The 20,600-nt window shown below is 46.1% G+C and carries 18 protein-coding genes; 1 reads left to right on the top strand and 17 read right to left on the bottom strand.

Going from position 1 to position 20,600, the window contains the following annotated elements; translation table 11 throughout:
* Positions 1 to 43 precede the first annotated feature (43 nt).
* From LAJLEIBI_RS06150 to LAJLEIBI_RS06100, 11 genes are all read right to left on the bottom strand, one after another.
* Complete coding sequence (locus LAJLEIBI_RS06150) at positions 44 to 997, bottom strand: ABC transporter permease (protein WP_006443647.1); 954 nt, start codon at positions 995 to 997, stop codon at positions 44 to 46.
* Positions 990 to 1,991 (bottom strand): ABC transporter permease, encoded by a 1,002-nt coding sequence (locus tag LAJLEIBI_RS06145; RefSeq protein ID WP_167534357.1) that lies wholly within the window; start codon positions 1,989 to 1,991, stop codon positions 990 to 992. Before LAJLEIBI_RS06145 ends, LAJLEIBI_RS06150 begins: the two co-directional genes overlap by 8 nt.
* A gap of 23 nt (positions 1,992 to 2,014) precedes the next feature.
* A complete protein-coding gene (locus LAJLEIBI_RS06140) occupies positions 2,015 to 3,541 on the bottom strand; it encodes a sugar ABC transporter ATP-binding protein (RefSeq protein ID WP_205689595.1) in 1,527 nt (508 codons plus the stop codon).
* Positions 3,542 to 3,556: 15 nt separating this feature from the next.
* The gene (locus LAJLEIBI_RS06135; RefSeq protein WP_006443644.1) at positions 3,557 to 4,396 is read right to left on the bottom strand and encodes a sugar phosphate isomerase/epimerase family protein; all 840 of its coding nucleotides are present in this window, start codon (positions 4,394 to 4,396) and stop codon (positions 3,557 to 3,559) included.
* Positions 4,397 to 4,421: 25 nt separating this feature from the next.
* A complete protein-coding gene (locus tag LAJLEIBI_RS06130; protein ID WP_006443643.1) occupies positions 4,422 to 5,252 on the bottom strand; it encodes a sugar phosphate isomerase/epimerase family protein in 831 nt (276 codons plus the stop codon).
* 30 nt (positions 5,253 to 5,282) lie between these two features.
* Positions 5,283 to 6,458 carry a scyllo-inosose 3-dehydrogenase gene (iolM, locus tag LAJLEIBI_RS06125; protein WP_040435136.1) on the bottom strand — a complete coding sequence of 392 codons (1,176 nt, stop codon included), beginning with the start codon at positions 6,456 to 6,458 and terminating at the stop codon, positions 5,283 to 5,285.
* Between the two features lie 26 nt (positions 6,459 to 6,484).
* Entirely contained in the window at positions 6,485 to 7,315 is an 831-nt protein-coding gene (locus LAJLEIBI_RS06120; RefSeq protein WP_006443641.1) for a sugar phosphate isomerase/epimerase family protein, read from the bottom strand.
* 12 nt (positions 7,316 to 7,327) lie between these two features.
* On the bottom strand, positions 7,328 to 8,314 hold the full coding sequence (locus tag LAJLEIBI_RS06115) for an ABC transporter permease subunit (protein ID WP_006443640.1): 987 nt from the start codon (positions 8,312 to 8,314) through the stop codon (positions 7,328 to 7,330).
* An 18-nt stretch (positions 8,315 to 8,332) separates the two neighbouring features.
* Entirely contained in the window at positions 8,333 to 9,811 is a 1,479-nt protein-coding gene (locus LAJLEIBI_RS06110; RefSeq protein WP_083790640.1) for a sugar ABC transporter ATP-binding protein, read from the bottom strand.
* A gap of 170 nt (positions 9,812 to 9,981) precedes the next feature.
* Positions 9,982 to 10,995, bottom strand: a complete 1,014-nt coding sequence (gene iolG, locus LAJLEIBI_RS06105) for an inositol 2-dehydrogenase (protein ID WP_006443638.1) — start codon at positions 10,993 to 10,995, stop codon at positions 9,982 to 9,984.
* A gap of 29 nt (positions 10,996 to 11,024) precedes the next feature.
* The gene (locus LAJLEIBI_RS06100) at positions 11,025 to 12,053 is read right to left on the bottom strand and encodes a sugar ABC transporter substrate-binding protein (RefSeq protein ID WP_006443637.1); all 1,029 of its coding nucleotides are present in this window, start codon (positions 12,051 to 12,053) and stop codon (positions 11,025 to 11,027) included.
* 345 nt (positions 12,054 to 12,398) lie between these two features.
* On the opposite strand from LAJLEIBI_RS06100, the gene LAJLEIBI_RS06095 reads away from it, so the two are divergent.
* Positions 12,399 to 13,301 carry an AraC family transcriptional regulator gene (locus LAJLEIBI_RS06095; RefSeq protein WP_006443636.1) on the top strand — a complete coding sequence of 301 codons (903 nt, stop codon included), beginning with the start codon at positions 12,399 to 12,401 and terminating at the stop codon, positions 13,299 to 13,301.
* Between the two features lie 93 nt (positions 13,302 to 13,394).
* Here LAJLEIBI_RS06095 and iolG (LAJLEIBI_RS06090) read toward each other — a convergent pair whose 3' ends face one another.
* From iolG (LAJLEIBI_RS06090) to LAJLEIBI_RS06065, 6 genes are read right to left on the bottom strand one after another with little or no spacing between them, the layout of a single operon-like run.
* Positions 13,395 to 14,429, bottom strand: a complete 1,035-nt coding sequence (gene iolG / locus LAJLEIBI_RS06090) for an inositol 2-dehydrogenase (protein WP_006443635.1) — start codon at positions 14,427 to 14,429, stop codon at positions 13,395 to 13,397.
* 50 nt (positions 14,430 to 14,479) lie between these two features.
* A complete protein-coding gene (locus LAJLEIBI_RS06085; protein ID WP_040435133.1) occupies positions 14,480 to 15,457 on the bottom strand; it encodes a sugar phosphate isomerase/epimerase family protein in 978 nt (325 codons plus the stop codon).
* A 13-nt stretch (positions 15,458 to 15,470) separates the two neighbouring features.
* Positions 15,471 to 16,619: a Gfo/Idh/MocA family protein gene (locus LAJLEIBI_RS06080; protein WP_006443633.1), complete on the bottom strand. Its 1,149-nt coding sequence runs from the start codon at positions 16,617 to 16,619 to the stop codon at positions 15,471 to 15,473.
* A gap of 16 nt (positions 16,620 to 16,635) precedes the next feature.
* Positions 16,636 to 17,820, bottom strand: a complete 1,185-nt coding sequence (gene iolM, locus LAJLEIBI_RS06075) for a scyllo-inosose 3-dehydrogenase (protein ID WP_006443632.1) — start codon at positions 17,818 to 17,820, stop codon at positions 16,636 to 16,638.
* Positions 17,821 to 17,853: 33 nt separating this feature from the next.
* The gene (gene iolM / locus LAJLEIBI_RS06070) at positions 17,854 to 19,029 is read right to left on the bottom strand and encodes a scyllo-inosose 3-dehydrogenase (RefSeq protein WP_006443631.1); all 1,176 of its coding nucleotides are present in this window, start codon (positions 19,027 to 19,029) and stop codon (positions 17,854 to 17,856) included.
* Between the two features lie 41 nt (positions 19,030 to 19,070).
* Complete coding sequence (locus tag LAJLEIBI_RS06065) at positions 19,071 to 20,600, bottom strand: sugar ABC transporter ATP-binding protein (RefSeq protein WP_006443630.1); 1,530 nt, start codon at positions 20,598 to 20,600, stop codon at positions 19,071 to 19,073.

Below are 20,600 nucleotides of genomic sequence, written 5' to 3'. Positions count from 1 at the left end.
TCCTTTTTTTGTTTTTATTTACACTGCACTACGGCAGCAGTTACTATTCTTGCCGGACCTCCAGCGCCCGGTTCAAAAGGATGCCAAGCAGTAAGACGATACCTGTCACGCACAGCGCCCAGTCTCCCCGGATAGAAAGCATAGCCAGGCCATTTTTCAAAAAGGCCAGTATGACAACCCCGAGAAAGGTTCCTGCGATAGTCCCTTTTCCTCCCTTAATATCCGTCCCTCCAAGTACCACTGCCGCGATCACGTTCAGCTCCATTCCGATAGCAGCATTTCCCCTTGCCGTTGATACCCGCGAAGTGTATATAATGGCCGCGGCTGCCACAAGAAATCCGATCAGTATGTACACAAGCATTTTGATTTTTCTTATCTGCACACCAGAAAATCTGGCCGCCTCCTCGTTATATCCCATGGCTGTCACATAAGTCCCGAACGGCGTCTTTTTGCTCAGGATCCAGATAAGGATCGTGAGCACAACAAATACGACTACCTGCACTGGCACGACACCCAGAATATATGCCCTTCCGGCTAAAGCATAGCCATCGGGAAAGACAGAAACCGCTCCTGCGTTTGTAGCCGCATAGGCGATACCTCTGTAGAAAGAAAACGTCCCGAGCGTTACTACAAATGGATGGAGCCTTCCGTATACGATAAGAGCTCCGTTAAAGGCTCCTCCTGCAATCCCGACCAGAAGTCCAAGCAGAAGTGAGAGCACAAATGGACAGCCTGCCTGATAGGTAAAGCCGATAGTCACAGATACAAGCGCCAGCAGCGAACCGACAGACAGATCAATGCCTGTCGTCATTATGACAAACGTCATACCAAGCGCCGCCAATCCGATCTCCACGGATGCTCTGAGCGCATCGAATATATTACTGGCTGTAAAGAAATATCCCGTGCTGGAAAATACAATGCATTCGACAACAATGATCAGCAGAAGCATACAAATACGTGCCGAATCCTTTCTGATAAATGTCTGGAATTTATTCATAATGTTTGTTCACCACCTTATGCCGTACTGCATCCACTGCAACAGCCAATAATATAATTGCCCCCAGTACAAGAGATTCAAACGTAGACGGTACTGCCATCACAGACATCCCATTTAAAATAATACCTATCAATATGGAACCCACAAGGGGTGATAAAGCAGAACCTCTGCCGCCGGCCATGGACGTTCCGCCGATGGCCACTGCGGCGATGACCCGCATCTCATAGCCATTTGCAATGGCTGCCTGAAGCTGTCCTATCTGGCAGAGGAAAATGCCTCCGGTAAGACCGCAGCAGACTCCGAGCAGCACATATGCTTTTAAATATGTATTTATGACCGGCAGCCCTGCCATAACGGCAGCTCTTTGATTCCCCCCGACTGCAAATACGTCGCGCCCCCACACCGTATGCCTGCTCAGCATTGCACAGATAATAAACACGAGAAGAAAAACATAAACTGATATATTAATGCCAAGAAATGTCCCGATCCCGAGTGTTCTGTGCTCAGCAGTCAGATTCAGGGCGCCTCCTCCTGCATACACGAGCAGGATACCGCGAAGAACATTCTGTGTAGCAAGTGTGACAATAAATGATGACAGATTGAGCTTTGCTACTAATAATCCGTTTATAAGCCCCAGGATCCCTCCTGCCGACATAGCCGCGACCAGTCCCAGCGCCAATGAGTCTGACCACGAGACAACATATCCAAACACATACGCGCATACAGCCAGCTGTGATCCTACAGATATATCAATCTCGCCGAGCAGTATCACAAAATTGAGGGCAATGGCCATGATCCCTATAACTACTGTCTGTATTAAAATAGCCTGTATATTGTCAAAAGATAAAAAACTACCTGCTGCCGCTGAAAACACGACAATTAAAATTACAGAAAACACAATAGAAGGCGTCGATGGACGGAGAAGCAGCTTCATTATCACAGAACCGGCTGCACGTTCTTCCCCCTTCACCCTTATCATTTTTTCATTTTCCATAGTACCCTTTCCTTCCTGAATCATCACAGTCGTTCCATTCCGACATCCGTCACACCAGATGCGGCCAGCCCTATCTTCTCCTGCGTAGCTTCCTCTTTGGTAAACTCACCGGTAAGCTGCCCCTCATGCATCACAAGGATACGGTCCGACATAGACAGAACCTCCGGCAGTTCTGAGGAGATCAGCAGAATTGCCTTCCCTGCCTTTGCCAGCTCATCGATCAGTTTATAAATCTCAGATTTGGCGCCGATGTCGATCCCTCTTGTCGGTTCGTCGAGTATCAGAATGTCAGGTTCCCTCACCATTATCTTAGAAACGACTACCTTCTGCTGGTTACCCCCCGAAAGCTGGCTGACCGGCTTTTCAATTGCTGCACCTCGTATACTGAGCGTATGGATATACTTTTCAGAAATTTTCCGTTCTCTTTTGTAGTCAATGAAGCCCCATTTTGTAAGTGTGCTCAACGATGCCAGAGAAATATTGTCCCCGATGCTCATAGGAAGGATCAGTCCCTGAGACCTCCGCTCTTCCGGAAGGTACACGATCTTTTTCCTCATGGCATCTTCTGGAGATCTAATCTCGTATGATTCTCCATGGATCTTTACTCTGCCGGAAGTCAACGGAAGTATTCCGAATAAAGCCTGTCCGATTTCGCTGCGCCCCGCTCCGATAAGGCCCGCCATACCTACAACTTCCCCTGCATGAAGCTCAAAACTGACATTTTTAAACTTATCTCCGGATGAAATACCTTCCACGCAGAGCACTGTCTTTCCGATGTTACTGCCGCCTCTTACAAATAACTGCGAAAGCGGACGGCCGACCATAAGCTTTACGAGCCTGTCCTGGTCAAATGCCGATATCTCGTCAGAACTGACCCACTTCCCGTCACGCAGAACGGTGATCCGATCACTGATACGGAATATTTCCTCTAATCGATGTGAAATATATACGATCCCGACTTCCTTTTCTTTCAGCTCTCCTATGACTTTAAACAGGCGTTCTGTCTCTTTATCTGTAAGTGAGGCCGTCGGTTCGTCAAAAATAATGACTCTGGCCTGCCGTATAAGAGCCCTGGCTATTTCAATCATCTGACAGCCGGCCACTGACAGATGTTTTACCTGAGCATTGACATCAATATCAACATCCAGTTTATGAAATACATCCTCAGCTTCCTCCTGCATCTTCTTGAAGTCAAACCCGCCCCATCTTTTCCTCGGTCTTTTCCTGCCAACAAAAAGATTTTCCGTCACTGTCAGTTCAGGAAACAGATCGATCTCCTGAGGCACCATGCCTATTCCTGCTGCCTCTGCATCGTGCGTAGAATTAAAATGTACTTCTCTGCCAGATACCGTCACCTCCCCTGACGTTCTGCTGTAATAACCGTAAAGTATCTTCATCAGCGTGCTCTTTCCCGCTCCGTTTTCTCCCATTAAAGCATGCACTTCGCCTGCATAAATATCAAAATCAATGTTTTCGATCGCCGTTATACTGCCAAAACATTTTGTAATATTTTTCATTCCGCACAGCTTTTTCCTTTGCGCAGTACTCAACTCTTCCCCCTCCTTTCAAACAGTTTCGTTATATGATTTAAAAGACGCTTTTAATATAGCTACATCCTTCCTCAGAAGCTCAACGGCATCTTTATCACAGCAGTTCATCGGCTGCTGGTCGTAAAAGTTTTCCAGATGGACAAAACCTGTATAACCGATATCACACAGAGCTTTTACTGATTCGTAATAAGAAGTCGCCCCCTCTCCAAGAAGGGCAGCGCTAAGTTCACCCTCTCTGCCGTCTTTCACATGAACCTCACAAATATGGTCGCGAAGTACATATATCATTTCCGGTGCGGAATATCCATTGTTAATATATGGATTCTGAGTATCCATATATATTTTCAAGTTCGGACACCCGACTTCTCGAAGCAGACGTAAATCTTCTTCTGCTGATAATGCATTTTCAGATGCGATCACTATACCTTCCTTTGCCGCCGCCTTGCAGGCAGACCTGAGACAATCTGCGACCGCCTGAAAATCTGCTTCCGAATGAATATAACTTTTACCAAAAGCCGGTATCTGGACGATCGGCAGTCTCATCCTCTTGGCTGTTTCCACCGCCTTTTTAACCGCCATCACCGCAACCTTTTTCTGGCTTGTATCATCAGAGCTGGTCATTGCGTAATAGTCCAGACAATTAACGGCTATAGCTGTCAGCTCAATTTCGTTATTAGCCGCTTCTTTCAAATAAACATCCTGAATGTACGGATTAGACAGTGGAAAACTGTGTTCATAATCTCCCTGTGCCAGTTCGATCCCGTCAAGTCCAAGTTCCCTGGCAAATCTGCACACATACGGTCCCTGAATCGGCGAACTCCATTCACATAATCCAAACTTTACTTTTTTCACCATTTATACCTCCGCCTTTTTCAGATGATCATTTACATGCCTCTTTCAATATAGCCAGATCCTTTTTTGCCACATCAATATATGTGTCCCCAGTAGCACATAACGGCAGCCTGTCATAAAAGTTCTCCAGATGGATCCAACCGGTGTAATCTATATCGTGCAGGACTTCCATTGTCCCCCTGAAATCAGTGTCTCCTTCTCCAAGATAGGCAGAACTACCGCTCTGCCCCACTCCATCTTTTACATGAATCTCCGGATATAGAATATTGTTTTCTGCCAACTGCTTAAGCATCCCGGGCTGAGACCAGTTCTTCCACACACGGTAGTTCTGTGAATCATACAGACAGGAGAAATTAGGCTGTCCTACTTTTTGGAATAATTTCAGGTTCTTATCAAGCGTCAGCAGATTCTCTGTGGCGATCGTAATATTATGCTTCGCCGCCTCTTTACATGCATAGATGAGCGCTTCCGCAGTTACCTCCATATCTTCTTCTGTCTCAATGTATCCATCATTAAAACTGGGCATCATGACCATTTCCATCTTCATATATGCCGCCGTGTCTATGGCTAAATCAATAATTTCTCTTACACGTCTGCCTTTCTCCGTCGTCACCTTGTGTTTCAGACCATAGTAATCAAATTCACACACTGCCATAGATGGAAACGCAATATTATACTTTTCTCCTTCTTCCAGATAATAATCCCGAAACCACTTTTGCCCAAGCATAAACCCTCTTTCCTGATATCTCAAAAAACCAAGCTCAAGTCCGTCAAGCCCAATCTCATGTGCCAGTCTGATGTTTCCTACCATCTGCCCCGGAAGTGCAAAATCCAGTGCTCCAAATTTTACTTTTAGCATAATAACTATCCCTCTTCTTTCGTAAGAAAATCACCAGTTAGGAGTAACAACAAATTTACCGCCCTCCAGCCTTTCTGCAGCTTCAATAGCCTCTTTCGCCTCATCCAAATGATAGCATTTCGTTAAAAATCTGCTGGGATCAATCCGACCGCTTGCGATAAGCCGGATTACATGTGGCCATATATCATGACCCGAACTTCCAATAGAACAATGATAGTTAACACCTTTTTTTTGTAAATATGTAGACATTATCGGTGTACGTTTCGGAGATATTCCAATCTGTGCAATCGTACCGCCAACAGCAATCATTTGTTCAATTTCAGGAATAGTCTCCGACTGATCATGTGTAGCTTCTACTGCCATTTCAACACCTATTCCACCTGTTAAATCCATCACTTTTTCACTTGGAGATATTCCGGCACTATACAATTCATCTGGATCAAATACATAATCCGCTCCCACTTCACGGGCAAGCTTCATACGAAGGGGTTCCTTTTCAAATGTAATGATCTTGGCTGCCCCCGCTGCTTTTGCAAGGGATGTGGCAGATAACCCAATAGGTCCTGCCCCAAATATTGCCACATTCCCCCCCGGAAGGAAGCCACCGCCGCGCACAAACATTCCATTGTAAGCAACTGCTGTAGGTTCAACCATTGCTGCTACTTCCAAAGCTCTCTCTTTTGTCTTATATACAGACACAAGAGCTTCCACATGAAAACAAAATTTTTCTTTTGCAACCAGATATTCTGCATATCCGCCATCTAAAGTAAATCCTATTTCCTCAAGGTTCTCACATTGATTCACCAGCCCGGCTCTGCAGGCCGCACACTCTCCACACCAATTCATTGTTTCGGCAACTATTAAATCCCCTTCTTTAAAATTTTTCACTTTTTTTCCAGTCTTAACAATTTCCCCGGAAAATTCATGCCCGATTACGACAGGCAGTTTGCAATGCCCGCAATACTGAAGATAGTCTTCATCATCTTTTCCTAAAAACATCGTATCCGAACCGCATACCGCAGCACCGCCCACCTTTATCAGTACTTCATCATCCTTCGGTTCTGGTTTTGGTATATCAACCATTTCTAAAGATGGTTGGTAAAAAAGATTATTTCCCATGCTTGCTCTGTTATCCTTCTTTTCCCGCTCATCAGGACTATATCCTGGCCTTGGTCTCCATGTGCCACTCGCTTGTAATGCTTTCATTAATAAAACCTCCTGTCGTTTATATATCACATATCGCTAACATATTTTTCCATACCTTCGTATAATTGTTTTGCCACATCATACGAATCACATTGCCAGTATTTTGTACTGATCAGCTCGATCGACCATGGACGGTCATAACCAGTCGCTTTGACAGCTGCTGCCCATTCTTTTAGTGGTATGTCTCCGTCTCCTGGCAAAAAACCTCTCTGTATATTTTCATTCCATTTTTCACCGTTTTCAGGACGTATACCATCACAAAAATGTATATTTCCCATTTTCTTTTTATCAAATAATGCTATTTCATCCGGTGTCGTTCCACCTGTTGCCCATAGATGCCAAAAGTCAATTGTAATACCAACGTTATCCCTCTGAATTTCATCCAACAACATTATTCCTTTACTCAATGAATTAATTGGTGACCAGGCCACTGTTTCTATCTGAAGTCTTATATTTTTCTGACCTGCTATATCTGCTAATTGTCTTATATTGTACGCGGTACTCTTGATAATCTGTTGTTGCGGAAGTCCCTCTAATTCACATAATGGACAGACTTGTATCGTATCACATCCTATTTCATGAGCGATATCCGAAAAAAAATTCATCTGCTTCACAGCCGCCATTCTGTTACCATATGCCATGCTTTCACATCCTAAGACATCGTTAATACACTGGGCTGAAAGCTGATTCTGTTGTAATAAAGTTTTAAGATCATTAACATTAAATCCGGCATCAAAAAACTCATACAGCATATAATCTGCTATTTCGACGCCTTTAAATCCAGCGTCAGATGCAATATGCAGGGCTGTTGGTAAATTACAACACTTTATTGATTTAAGATGCAATGACTGTTCCATTCCCCTATCCTCCTAACTTTTTCTAATATTTTTATACATATCCAGCGCCACTGCCACAATTATAATGATGCCTTTGACGATCTGCTGCCAATATGTAGATATCCCGACTAAAAGCATTGCATTCTTTACAATACCAAGAATAAGAATACCTGCTATCACGCCATTGATCTTTGCAACACCGCCCGAATGGGATGTTCCTCCCACTGTAGCCGCTGCAATTGCGTCCAGTTCATAATTAGTTCCAAAAGAGGAATTACCGGCCCCTGAACGTGCTGCCAAAAGCATTCCACTGACAGCGGCGCAGACAGCACTCCATGCATAGACATATATGATATTTCTTTCTACATGTATGCCCGCCACACGCGCTGTCTGCTCGTTCCCGCCGATAGCGAACACATTTTTCCCAAAACGGGTTTGTGTCAACATAAACCCGCTTATGATCACGAAAACAATAAAGATCAGTACGACCACAGGAAAAAGGCCAAATAAGTAGCCTTGTCCAAGTAATTTAAAATCTGCACGTAATTCAGGAACAGGATATGCTGTTGTGTATATCTGTGCAACAGCACGGACGATCAATTGTGTACCAAGTGTGGCGATAAAAGGCGGCAGTTTAAAATATGCAATCAAAACACCATTAAATATACCAATCAAAACACCAACAACGATCACAATTAATAACACTAACCCGATCGGAAGTTCTGGTAAATTAGGGAACATTCTTCCACTATATTCAGCCTTTTGTACCAGACTTGCAGATATACATGATGTCAGGGCTACTATTGCACCTGGTGTTAGATCGATTCCTCGGGAAAGTATACACCACATCTCTCCACAGACTATAATACCAACTACAGATTCGCTCATCAGCACACTCGTAATATTAGATCTTGTCAAAAATGCAGGACTTGCAATACATGCAATAACCGCCAATACTACAAATGCCATCCAAATAGTATTTTGCTGTACAAAATTTTTAATTCTTGTCTTTTCCTTCATTATCTCTTCATACCTCCATCACTGTTTAACTGTATCCTTCCAATCAGTCGCATACCGCATTATAAGCTCCTGCTCAAACTCGTCCTTGTTAAGAACGCCCGTAATTCTGCCTTCATGCATAACAACAATCCGATCTGCCATTCCCATGACCTCAGGTAATTCAGAAGAAATTAAAATAATACCTTTGCCTTCTGCAGCCAACTTAGTAATCAAAGAATGAATTTCCACTTTCGCACCAACATCTACTCCCCGAGTCGGTTCGTCAAAAATAAGAATATCCGGATCATTTAAAAGCAGCCGTGCCACTAGTACCTTCTGCTGATTTCCCCCTGATAAATTTTGTATCTGAGTTTTATAGTTTGGCGTTTTGACATTTAACTTTGTACAGTATTCATCAGTATCCTTCAAAATGCGCTTATGTGCTATTGGAAAGCCATACGCTTTTAAGTGAGAAAGTACTGTATTGTCATAAATGTTACGGACTCCAACAATACCTTTTCCTCTTCTATCTTCTGTCAGCATTCCTATCTTGTTTTTAATCGCGTCTCCCGGACAATCTATTTTAATCTTATCTCCATTTTTGTAGATATTACCTTCTGTCAATTTTCTTAATCCAAAAATACCTTCCATTGTCTCTGTTCTGCCTGCGCCAATCAATCCAGCAAACCCCAGGATTTCACCTTTATGTAATTCAAAACAGACATTATGTACAAAATTATCTATACTTATATTTTCTACCCGTAATATAACGTCTCCAATCGGACACTCTTTTTTAGGAAACAACTGTGTTATTTCCCTCCCAACCATTTTAGAGATCAAACCATCCATCTCCAGTTCCTTAATATTATTCGTACTGATATACTCTCCATCACGCATAACAGTGACCTCATCACAGATTTGAAATACTTCGTCCATTTTATGCGTGATGTAAATAATACTAATTCCTTGTTCTTTCAGATTTTTAATGATTTTAAACAGCTGTGCCACCTCAGATTGCGTCAAAGATGACGTTGGTTCATCCATTATTACGATCTTGGATTCATAAGAAACTGCCCGTATGATCTCTATCATTTGCATCTGGGCAACCGTTAAGTATTTTAACGGCGTATCAGGACTGATTTTAATATCAAATTTCTTTAACAGTTCTCTAGTCTGTACACACATACGTTTATGATCAACCATTAATATGTTCTTTTTGGGTTCGCGTCCAACCCAAATATTTTCTGCAACAGTTCTTTCAGGAATGGGGCACAGTTCTTGGTTGATCATTGATATACCTGATTTGATTGCCTCAGAAACTGATAAAAAATTCACTTCTTTACCGGCAAAATATATCGTACCTGCATCTCTTCTGTATAGACCAATAAGACATTTCATCAATGTAGATTTGCCAGCACCATTTTCCCCCATTAATCCATGGACTGTTCCCGGATGAACATTAAGTTCTACATTGTTTAATGCTTTAACTCCTGGAAACTCTTTGACTATACCACTCATCTTTAAAATAAAGTCGTCCAAATTTCTCACCTCTTTTTTGTACTTATCAACAAGCTTATTGTGCTGATTTTTTTATAATGGTTGACTCCGTAATGCGATATACTCATAAGTTGAGTTTCAGCAGGCAGGAGCCAATCATCATTCATCTAAGTATCTATTCCTATGATGCTCTATTCTTCAACTTTAACCGGAATACCACCCAGCTTCCAACTCCTGGCCGCTGCTAACGCAGCTTTTATAGACTGCAGGCCATCATTAGCATCTGCTTTAATTTCAGCACCATTTAAACATGAATCAATAAAGCATCTGGCTTCTTCAACATAGGCATCATTGAATCTCTCTAAGAAATCCCACAACGGTTTATTTTTAGTGACCGCTTCAACGGTGTATATAGAGGTAGTATCTCCTGTTGCATTGTCAGCACAGACACATCCTTTAGAGCCAAATACCTCAACCCTCTGGTCATATCCGTAGACAGCCTGACGGCTGTTATCAATGACTGCCAAAGCACCATTTGAAAGTTTCATAGTAGTGATCGCGGTATCTATGTCACCTATTTTTTCAACTGACTTGTCCACCAGACAGGTGCCAATTGCAGTCACTTCTACAATTTCGCTTCCTGACAGGAAACGAACCATATCAAAATCATGTGTACACATATCCAAAAATAGCCCGCCTGAATCTTTAAGGTATGAAATCGGTGCCAGTTTAGGATCCCTGGCTGTTATTTTCACAATATGGACATTGCCGATCTTCCCCTCACGCACGACATCTCTCACATGTTTATAACTATGGTCAAACCTGCGGTTAAAGGCAACTTGATATTTTACGCCCGCTTTTTTTATCTCTTCTAAAACAGGGATTATCCTTTCAAGTTTTCTATCTATCGGTTTTTCGCAAAAAATATGCTTTCCGGCCTTGGCCGCCGCAATCGAGACAGGTGAGTGTGTATCCGTAGTTGAACATATGAACACAGCATCAACGTCAGGATTACCCAACAGCTCTTTATAGTCCTCATACACATTTATAATTTTATATTTTTTCGCGATTTCTTCTGCTCTCTCAAAATTAATATCCGCAATGCCTACTACTTCCGCCTCGGGGATACGGTAAGCCAAATTATCAATATGCAACTGTGCAATTCGCCCGGCTCCAATAACGCCAATTTGTAGTTTTCTATCCATATTATCTCCTTTGCAAAGAACAGTGTCCTTTACTTAAAATCATCTACATTATCCGCTGTTACCATCTCTGCTTTGTAAATCCATGTAAAGTCCTTAACTTCTTCAGGCATGTCTGTATCTTGCAAAATTGCAAATGCAATTTCAAAACAATAATTTGTCATTTTAGATGGACTCTGATCAAATGTCGCTGTTAAGGTTCCGTCTCCCACAGCCAAAAGACCATTTTCAGTCGCATCAATACCAGCTATAGGAAAATCAAAAGGTGCGCTGTATCCTGCCGCAGTCAGGGCCTCAATACATCCCAATGCCATGTCGTCATTGTTTGCAGCAATAAAATCAAATTTTTTACCCGAACCCATAAATTGTGTGAATTTATCCATTGCTTTTGACCGATCCCATTCTGCCGTGTCCTCAAAAACCCAATTCACCTTGTATCCGCTGTCTGCAAGCCCCTTCTTTATACCATCTGTGCGGCTCACAGTATTTGTCGCACCAAGCGGCCCGAGAAACAGCACTCCATCCGCTGTATCCGTCTTATTATTATCCTTTAACCATTCAGCCATAAATTTGCCCATGTCATACCCGCAATCATAGTCACTCATTCCCACATAATAGTGGTTTTCATCGAAAACGCTATGGTCGCTCGGCATTCTGTTAAAGAATACACAGGGTACGTCCCCTGCTGCATTAATGATCTCTTGTATACTTTCAGCATCAACACAGTTAATCATCAATAAGTCGCATCCTGCATTAACAAAAGATGAAACTTGGGATATTTGTGTTGAAATGTCTTCCTTTGCGTCCGCCACACTTAGTTCAATCCCTTTTGAATCACAGAGCTCCTTCGCAATACCTTCTTGCTCTGTCTGAAACTGATCCCTGTTTGTAACACAAAAACCAATCTTTAAACCTTCTAAGGACGACTTATCATTATTACTCTTGGATTCCGTTTTTTCTTCTTTTTGAGGTCCACTTGTACACCCCGTAAACGCAAATGCAAGCATAGCGATCATAAGTACCGTCATTAACAATTTGTGCAGATTATTGATTTTTTTCATAATACTCTCCTTTTTGTAAAAGACACCGTTTTTGTAGTAACTTCAGAATTAATATAATAAATTTGTCTAATCCATTAACACCCCTCCTTTTAATACGTGAGCTTTATATTATCTTGATACTAGCAACCTCTATATAACAAAACTGCTTTTTTTATAACAATATTCTTATTTGCTTTTTTCAACAAACACTATTCCCGATTAAATATATTTACTTTTTATGTGTATTTTAACCTTTTTATTTGTACTTTTACCAATTTTGTAGTATAATTGTACCAACAATTATTTTTATGTTCTATAATTATATTACTATTTAAAATAACAATATTATTTTTATGGAGGTATGTTATGATTCGTGAGATTATCACCGACAAAAATATGCTGGAATTGAACCCGCACGGCAATTACGGTTTCCCCTTCTACCTGATATATGTCACTCTTTCCGCCTACCAGTTCGGCCGTTTCAACTGCCACTGGCACCCCGAGCTTGAGATCGCCTGCATACTGGAAGGCACTATGACCTATCAGGTGAACCAGAACCTGTATCAGCTGGGAAAGGGAGACTGCCTCTTTGTCAATTCCAACGCACTGCACTCCGGCTGTATGTTTGAAAATAATGACTGTAAATATATCGTCGCCACTTTCAACCCTTCTCTCATCTATGGATATGAAAAGAGCGATATCGATACAAACTACACGTTCCCCCTGCTCAATACGGATAACTTCACCTCCTTTGTGTTCCGGGACGGAGCAGACGGAAATGAAACGTTTCAGAAGATCATGAAAGAAATGGCTGCATTTTACACAGAAGAAAACGCCTGTTATGAGCTGCATATCAAAAGCCGGCTCTGTGAGCTCTGGGCATTATTATTTGAAGAGTTCCAGCGCAGCCAGCTTCCCTCCGGAGCCGGACTGGCTGAAGCAAAGCAGATCTCACGGCTTAAAAATGCCATTATATTTATCCACAGCAGTTATACGGATCCTATCACCCTCGACCAGATGGCCGAATCGTGCCACACGAGCAAAAGTGAATTCTGCCGTATCTTCAAGAAAACGCTGCACCAGACACCGTTTGAATATCTGCTGCGGTACCGCATACAAAAAAGTCTTCCGCTGCTCGTCACCGACACATGCAGCATCACGGAAATCGCAAGCCAGGTCGGGTTTTCCGGCTCCAGCTATTATTCGGAAGTCTTCCGCAAATACATGGGCTGTTCGCCGAGAGAGTACAAAAAAAATCTGATGAACTGACGCGTCAAAAACCCCTGTCCTTCTGATATAAATTATATCAAAAGGACAGGGGTGAACCGTTTCCATTATTTTCCATCTTATCGTTGTTTCCGTCTAAACGATGCGGTATTCTGTGATCTCACTGAGCTTTACCGGACGGTTTTGTTCCAGAGATAACTGAGCCGCTTTGGCCATCCTGATTGGCTCCACTCCGTCCGCAGCCGTGACTGCGGCAGGCCTGTCGAAGAGAATGCTGTCCACAAAGGACTGGTTCTCCGCCACGTACGCCTCGTAATACCGTTCTATAAAGAAATCCGGCGGCTTCGGTGCGTATATTCCGTCACCTTTTTTGACAACGACCGTATCCTCATGCTCGTTCATGACCTGCACGGTCCCCTCCGTGCAGAAGATCTCCGACCTCTGGTCATGGCCGTACCAGCACTGGCGGCCGTTGTCAATGACTGCCAGCATGCCGTTTTTCATGCGCACGAAGGCCGCGGCCGTATCTACATCTGGAATGTCGTTCAGCCGTTCGTCCGTGAAAACACCCCCGGCAGCGTATATCTCCTCCGCTTCACTGTCTGTGAGGAATCTTACCATATCAAAATCATGGATCATCATATCAAAAAATATGCCGCCTGACACTTTCAGATATTCGTACGGGCTCTGTACCGTATCTCTGCACGACAGCCTTATCATCTGCCCACGCCCGACCTTTCCTGACTGGATCAGCGCTTTTGCCTTACTGTGGTTTCTGTCGAACCGCCTCATAAAGCCGGTCTGGAATTTTACGCCCGCTTTTTCTGCTTCTCTCAGGGCGCCGCTTAATCTCACCAGATCGGAATCCAGTGGTTTTTCACTGAATATATGTTTTCCGGCTTTGGCTGCGCGGGTGATATACTCTGAATGTGTGTCTGTACTTGTACAGATATAGACCGCGTCCACCTCCGGATCCTGCAGGCAGATTTCCGGGTCGTCTGTCACGCCTTTGATCCCCAGTTCTTTGGCCCACTTTTTCATCTCTTCGTTCAGAAATGCATCCGCCGCGTATTTTACCCTGACGCTGCCGACACGGCTTACGAGTATCTCCGCATGTGTTCTTCCGATCCTGCCAAGTCCTATCACTGCTGCTGTTACACAATCCTTCATATGTGCTCTCTCCTCTTTCCTTCATGGCTATGACAAATGGGGGCAGACTGCTAAAACCTGAAATTCAGGTCGCTGCGGCCTTCAAACGGCGCGTCTATCAGCAAAGGCTTCAAAAATTCAGCCGTCTTTTTCATCCCGTCCTGCCGGCTCATCGTAATATCTTCATGTTCAAATGTCAGCGGACCGAAATAACCTACCATCGAAAGCTCCGTGATGACATCCTGCCAGTTTACATTTCCCCACCCGGGTATGCGGAAACGGAATCCCCTGTCGATCCTCCGGTAATTTCCATGCGGGTTCAGACCGGAACGCCCCGCATTCTGCTTCACGATCTGGGCGTCCTTTGCATGTACTCCGTAGATGCGGTCTCCAAGAAGGTCTATAAAAGCCTCCACATCGATCCCGTACATCATCATATTGGCCGGGTCAAAGTTAAAGCCCCACGCTTTGTGCTGCCCGAGCAGTTCTACGCTCCGCTGTGCGGTCTCGATATCGTACACCATCTGATTCGGGTGCGGCTCATGGGCGAATTTGACTCCGTACTCGTCATACTTGTCAAGTATCTTGCCCCAGCGCTGCGCAAATATCTCTTCTTCCCGCTCCCATGCCCGCGCGTCCGGCCACTGGCATACGCGGCCAAAGTTCTCACAGCCGGTAAATCCGACGACGACCGGGATCTCCATCTCATTGGCCGCCTGGGCCGCCCTGATGACTGCTTCGGTGCCGAACTTTATCTTCTCCTCTTTTGTCCCGTGGTAGATATCATCTGTATCCTGCCCGAACGGTCCCATAACGAGCTGGCTCTCCGGGTGGTTTCCGAGGGTGGATATCTCAAGACCGTAATCCTGGATCTTCTTCTTGAACTTCCGGATATTGTCTCCGTCAAAGATCGTATGGATGTCCAGATGCAGATTGTCCCTCTCAAATGTCTCAATTTCCAGCGTTTCATATCCGTAGAGGACCGCAAGCCGGCATACTTCATCCAGCGGCAGATCCGAATACGTTCCTGTACACAATCCGAGTTTCATTACCTTTCCTCCTTTATTCATCCTCCAGACGGATCCATTGTTTTGTACGGCTGCTCTCGAGGATCGCCTCGGTCAGCCGGTTCAGATAGTGACATTCCTCAAATGTGGCAAAATCCGGCTTGTCGCGCCCGGTCTTTTTCCCCTCCAAAATAAACGTATAAAAGGAATGGATGTTATTGTATACCGCATCGTTCCATCCTTCCGGGTGCCCGGCCGGCATATAGGTATACGCAAGAGTCTCGGGCGGCAGCATCTTCGGATCGCGGAAAATATATTCGTTCCCTCTGCCCCTGTGTCCTGCCCACAGACGGTCGGCCTCCTCCTGATTCCAGTACAGGGAATCCGTCTCGCCGTCCACCGTCAGGTCCAGGCGGCATTTCTTTCCCGGGGATATCTGGCTTACGTGGAAGAGTCCGAACGCGCCGTTCTCAAAGCGCGCAAATACAGCGCCGTAGTCTTCCGTGTCGATCTGATACTCTTCATAAGCTATCTCTCCTGACGCGCTGTTTTTTACCGGCCGTTTTCTCACGGGAAGCATCGTCTCCAGATTGGCAAACACTTCTGTTATCCTGGCTCCGGCCACAGTCTGGGCGGTATCCATCCAATGCGTGCCGATATCAGCGACCGCCCGGGACTTTCCCGCAAATTTCTTCTCCAGCCTCCAGTCATAGTCTGTGTCATACAAAAGCCAGTCGAGCAGGTATGAGCCATAGACTAACCTGGGTCTTCCGATCTCGCCCGACTGTACTCTGTGCTTCATATCCTGTACCATGACATTCATGCGGTAATTGTGATTTACGCCCGCCACGATATCCGGGTTTTCACCGAGTATGTCAAGCAGCTTTGCGGATTCCTTTGCGGAAGCGGCCACAGGCTTTTCACTGAATACGTGCTTCCCTGCCTGAATGATCTTTCTGTTCAGTTCCAGATGCATGTGGTTTGGCGTACAGTCGTGAATGACGTCGATCTCAGGATCTGCCAGCATTTCATCCACATTGTCGTATACTTTTTCCAGCCCCAGTTCCTCTTTCTTCCTCTCAAGCAGCTGCCGGTCTGTATCTGCCACCGCATGGAGAATGGCATTGGGGCACCTGCGGATGGCCGTCACATGGGCGCATCCGATATACCCGATTCCTATCAGTCCTATTTTCAGTTTTTTCATAGTGTATTCTCTCCTCCTATGCCCTGAGGCCCGGGTCTACCACATTTTTCCCTGCCCCGCACTTTGCCGCGTCTTCTATCGCCTCAAGTGATTCCTCCAATGTGTAGATGCGCGGATTCATATAGATCTGCGGATCTACTCTGCCCTGTGCAATGAGCGCGATGACGTTCTGCCATATACCGTGGCCGGCGCTGCCGATCGTGCCGTGATAGCTGGCTCCGGCGACCTGAAGTCTTTCTACGTCCATCTCCATCGTTTTAGATGAGATCCCTATTTGTATGACCTTTGCGCCGACGGCCAGCGCTTGTTCTATCTCCGGGATATTGTCCCTCTGGAATTCCGTCGCCTCAATAAAGACTTCCGCTCCTTTTTTGCCGGTCAGTTCAAGCACCTTCTGTCCGGGGCTTAAGCCCTCCGCCAGCAGTCCGTCAATATCACATACGTACGTGGCCCCGATCTTTTCTGCCAGTTTCATTCTCGCGGCTGACTTTTCAAACACGATGACCCTGCCTGCCCCGGCGGCGACAGCCAGCGACAGGGCGGACAGCCCGATCGGCCCTGCGCCGAAGATGACTATGTCACTTCCCGGTCTGAAGCCGCCGCCTCTTTCAAAGATTCCGTTATAAGCCACCGCCAGCGGTTCTATGAGCGCGCCGATATGAAGCGCTTTGCTCTTGGAACCGTAAATATGTTCCAGCGCCGATATATCAAAACAGAACTTCTCTTTCGCCACGAGATACTCCGCATATGCGCCGTCCAGTGTAAATCCGATCTCCTCCAGATTCTCGCACTGGTTATACATTCCCATACGGCACGCTTCACATTCCCCGCACCAGTTCATCGTCTCCGCCGTCACAAGATCTCCGGGCTTAAACATCGTGACCGCCTTTCCCACTTTTACGACCTCCCCGGCAAACTCATGGCCGATAACGCACGGAAACCTGCAGTGGCCCGCATAACGCGAATATCCCTGTTCATCTGCTCCGAGGAATGTGGTGTCCGAACCGCACACGCCCACCCCGCCGATCCTCATAAGCACTTCATCGTCCTTTGGTTCCGGAACCGGTATTTCCACAAATCCAATGACCGGCCGGCTGTATATACGGTCTCCGCTGACAGCGCGCCGGTCTCTTTTTTCTCTCTCTGTCGGTTCATAACCCGGTTTGGGGATCCACGTGCCAGTTGCCTGTAAAGCTTTCATATTCTCCTACCTCCGTCTGTCTCTCATCTGAAATTATCGGTTCGGCGTTATGAGATACTTTCCGCCTGTTCCGTTTTTGGCCTCCCTAAGCCCCTCTGCCGCTTCATCCAGCGTAAAGCATTTTTCCACGAGCTTACCCGGGTCTATCCGGCCGGAAGCTATGAGGCGTATTACGTTCTCCCATATTCCGTGCCCGGAACTGCCGTTGCTTCCGTACAGCGCGGCGCCGCTCTTCTGAAAATACTGCCCGAACATTTCGGTCCGCCCCGCGTGATGCCCGATCTGGACCACTTTTCCGCCTACGGCAAGCGCCTGCTGGATATAGGGAATATTTTTATTGCAGAATGCCGTACATTCCACGGCCATATACACTCCCTTTCCATCTGTCAGTTCTCTCATTGTGTCCGCCGGCGTACCGCCCTGTGAAGCGATATGTGCCAGACTGCATAGATCTGTAGCCCCAACTTTGGCCGCCAGCTCAAGACGCGGCGCCGAGTATTCAAACACGATCACTTTGGCCGCTCCGGCGGCTTTGGCCAGCTGTACCGCGCTCAGTCCGATCGGACCGGCGCCAAATACGGCCACATAGCTGCCCGGAAGAAAACCGCCTGACCGGATGAACATCCCGTTATAGGCCACTGCCGTCGGTTCGATCAGCGCGCCGGCTTCCAGCGCTTTCGCCTCGCTGCCGTATACTTCCTTAAATTGATTGATATCAAGACAGTATTTTTCCTTAGCCGTCAGATACTGCCCAAAACCGCCATTTAATGAAAAGCCTATTTCTTCCAGGTTTTCGCACTGGTTGAACATCCCTTTCCTGCAGGGCATACATTTTCCGCACCAGTTCATCGTCTCCGCGGTGACCAGATCCCCTTCCTTAAACCTCGTCACACGCTTTCCGGCCGCCACTACCCTGCCGGAAAATTCATGTCCGAATATTACCGGCAGTCTCGTATGGCCTACGTAGTCCAGATACCCCTCCTCGTCTGTGTCAAGAAAACACGTATCGGAACCGCAGATACCACAGGCGCCGACTTCCATCAGCACTTCATCGTCCGCAGGCTCAGGCGTCGGAAGCTCTGTCACTTCGATTTTCGGCGCATACCATATATTCTTTCCGCAAAGCGCCCTTTTGTCTTCTATTTCCCTCTGCGTGGGCGTATATCCGCGCCTCGGTTTCCACGTTCCGCAAAGCTGCAATCCTCTCATATCATATTCCTCCTGTCACCGGCTGTTTCTTTCTCTTTCTTTCAAAGCAGATCAACCGTCTCTCCTTCTTTGTCCGTGATCATCTTTTCAAATAATTCTGCCTTTGTCACCTGTCTGTCATAGTTCTCCATGTCTGCCACGATGCCGCCCTTCTTGATCACGAGTATCCGGTCGCACAGGTTATACAGTTCCTCCAGTTCGTCTGATATATAGATGATGGACGTTCCCTTTCTGGCCAGTTCATCTGCCAGCGCATAGATCTCATTCTTGGCCCCTACGTCAATTCCCCGTGTCGGCTGGTCGAGAATGAGCAGGTTGATGTCTGTGGCCAGCCACTTGCTCAGGACGATCTTCTGCTGGTTTCCGCCCGACAGTGAATCCGCTGTCTGGCTCATGGCAGAATATTTGAGGCTCATTCTGCTTCCCATCGTCTTTGCCGTCCGCTCCAGACGCCGGTGGTTCACCCACGGAGTCCTCTGCCTTGCCAGCGGTACGAGCGCGATATTACTAAGAAGAGAGGCTTTCATGATCAGTCCCTCCGTTTTACGGTTTTCAGAGACAAACGCAACTCCCCGGTTCACCGCCTCTTTTGGGCTCTTCATAGCGCAGGTCCCGCCGCTGAGCTCCAGCTTATACCCGGGTCTTTTTTTCATGGCCCCGAAGATCATCTTCCCGATCTCCGTTCTCCCTGAGCCGAGGACGCCGGCTACACCGAGTATCTCTCCTTTATGCAGCACAAAACTGATATCGTGTACCTGGCCTTGTACCTGGCTCATATTTTCTACTTTCAGATGGATCTCGTCCGATGGATGTTCTCTGTAGAATTTCTTATCCTGTGTGTGGCCTTCACCGACCATCATGGAGATAACTTCTCCTATTTGAGTCTCCGCCGCGTACTTTGTGCCGACGAGTCTGCCGTTTCTGAGCACGGTCACCCTGTCCGCAATTTTGAATATCTCCTCCAGAAAATGAGAGATGTAGATAATGCTGATCCCGCGGCTTTTCAGCTCCTTGATCACCCGGAACAAATTATCTATCTCAGATATGGACAGGGAAGACGTGGGCTCATCCATAATGATGAGGCTCGCCTCCATGGATACGGTTCTGGCAATGAGGGCAAGCTGCTGCTTTGCCGTGGGCAGGTTGACGACCTTCTCCCCCGCATCCACGTCAAAATGCAGCTCATCAAGCAGCTTCTGCGCCTCCTCAGCCATTTTCCTTTTATCTATCAGTATCGTACCGCTCTTTTTCGGTTCTCTTCCGAGATATATGTTTTCCGCAACGGTCAGGTTCGGCGTCAGGTCAAGCTCCTGGTGGATCATGCCAATCCCCCGTTTCGCGGCGTCGATCGGGTTCTTAAATCTGACCTTTGTGCCGTTCAGATACACTTCCCCTGAATACCGCGCCCAGATGCCGTTTATGATCTTCATCAGCGTCGACTTTCCGGCCCCGTTGGCTCCTACAAGCGCGTGGACTTCTCCCTGCCTCAGTGTAAAGTCTATATCTTCAAGCACGGTGACTCCGCTGAAGTCCTTTGATATATGTTTCATCTCCAAAACATTTCCCTTCAT

The sequence above is a fragment of the [Clostridium] hylemonae DSM 15053 genome (genome assembly GCF_008281175.1).
Classification (GTDB): Bacteria; Bacillota; Clostridia; order Lachnospirales; family Lachnospiraceae; genus Extibacter; species Extibacter hylemonae.
This window is presented reverse-complemented; position numbering and strand designations above follow the sequence as displayed.

Bases quoted from the DNA above. Each gene is read 5' to 3' on its own strand.
- iolM (WP_040435136.1), bottom strand. From the start codon at position 6,458: ATGAAAGCATTACAAGCGAGTGGCACATGGAGACCAAGGCCAGGATAT.
- LAJLEIBI_RS06110 (WP_083790640.1), bottom strand. From the start codon at position 9,811: ATGAGTGGTATAGTCAAAGAGTTTCCAGGAGTTAAAGCATTAAACAAT.
- LAJLEIBI_RS06120 (WP_006443641.1), bottom strand. From the start codon at position 7,315: ATGGAACAGTCATTGCATCTTAAATCAATAAAGTGTTGTAATTTACCA.
- LAJLEIBI_RS06095 (WP_006443636.1), top strand. From the start codon at position 12,399: ATGATTCGTGAGATTATCACCGACAAAAATATGCTGGAATTGAACCCG.
- LAJLEIBI_RS06150 (WP_006443647.1), bottom strand. From the start codon at position 997: ATGAATAAATTCCAGACATTTATCAGAAAGGATTCGGCACGTATTTGT.
- LAJLEIBI_RS06130 (WP_006443643.1), bottom strand. From the start codon at position 5,252: ATGCTAAAAGTAAAATTTGGAGCACTGGATTTTGCACTTCCGGGGCAG.
- LAJLEIBI_RS06065 (WP_006443630.1), bottom strand. From the start codon at position 20,600: ATGAAGGGAAATGTTTTGGAGATGAAACATATATCAAAGGACTTCAGC.
- LAJLEIBI_RS06100 (WP_006443637.1), bottom strand. From the start codon at position 12,053: ATGAAAAAAATCAATAATCTGCACAAATTGTTAATGACGGTACTTATG.
- iolG (WP_006443635.1), bottom strand. From the start codon at position 14,429: ATGAAGGATTGTGTAACAGCAGCAGTGATAGGACTTGGCAGGATCGGA.
- LAJLEIBI_RS06145 (WP_167534357.1), bottom strand. From the start codon at position 1,991: ATGGAAAATGAAAAAATGATAAGGGTGAAGGGGGAAGAACGTGCAGCC.
- LAJLEIBI_RS06085 (WP_040435133.1), bottom strand. From the start codon at position 15,457: ATGAAACTCGGATTGTGTACAGGAACGTATTCGGATCTGCCGCTGGAT.
- iolG (WP_006443638.1), bottom strand. From the start codon at position 10,995: ATGGATAGAAAACTACAAATTGGCGTTATTGGAGCCGGGCGAATTGCA.
- LAJLEIBI_RS06115 (WP_006443640.1), bottom strand. From the start codon at position 8,314: ATGAAGGAAAAGACAAGAATTAAAAATTTTGTACAGCAAAATACTATT.
- LAJLEIBI_RS06080 (WP_006443633.1), bottom strand. From the start codon at position 16,619: ATGAAAAAACTGAAAATAGGACTGATAGGAATCGGGTATATCGGATGC.
- LAJLEIBI_RS06135 (WP_006443644.1), bottom strand. From the start codon at position 4,396: ATGGTGAAAAAAGTAAAGTTTGGATTATGTGAATGGAGTTCGCCGATT.
- iolM (WP_006443631.1), bottom strand. From the start codon at position 19,029: ATGAGAGGATTGCAGCTTTGCGGAACGTGGAAACCGAGGCGCGGATAT.
- iolM (WP_006443632.1), bottom strand. From the start codon at position 17,820: ATGAAAGCTTTACAGGCAACTGGCACGTGGATCCCCAAACCGGGTTAT.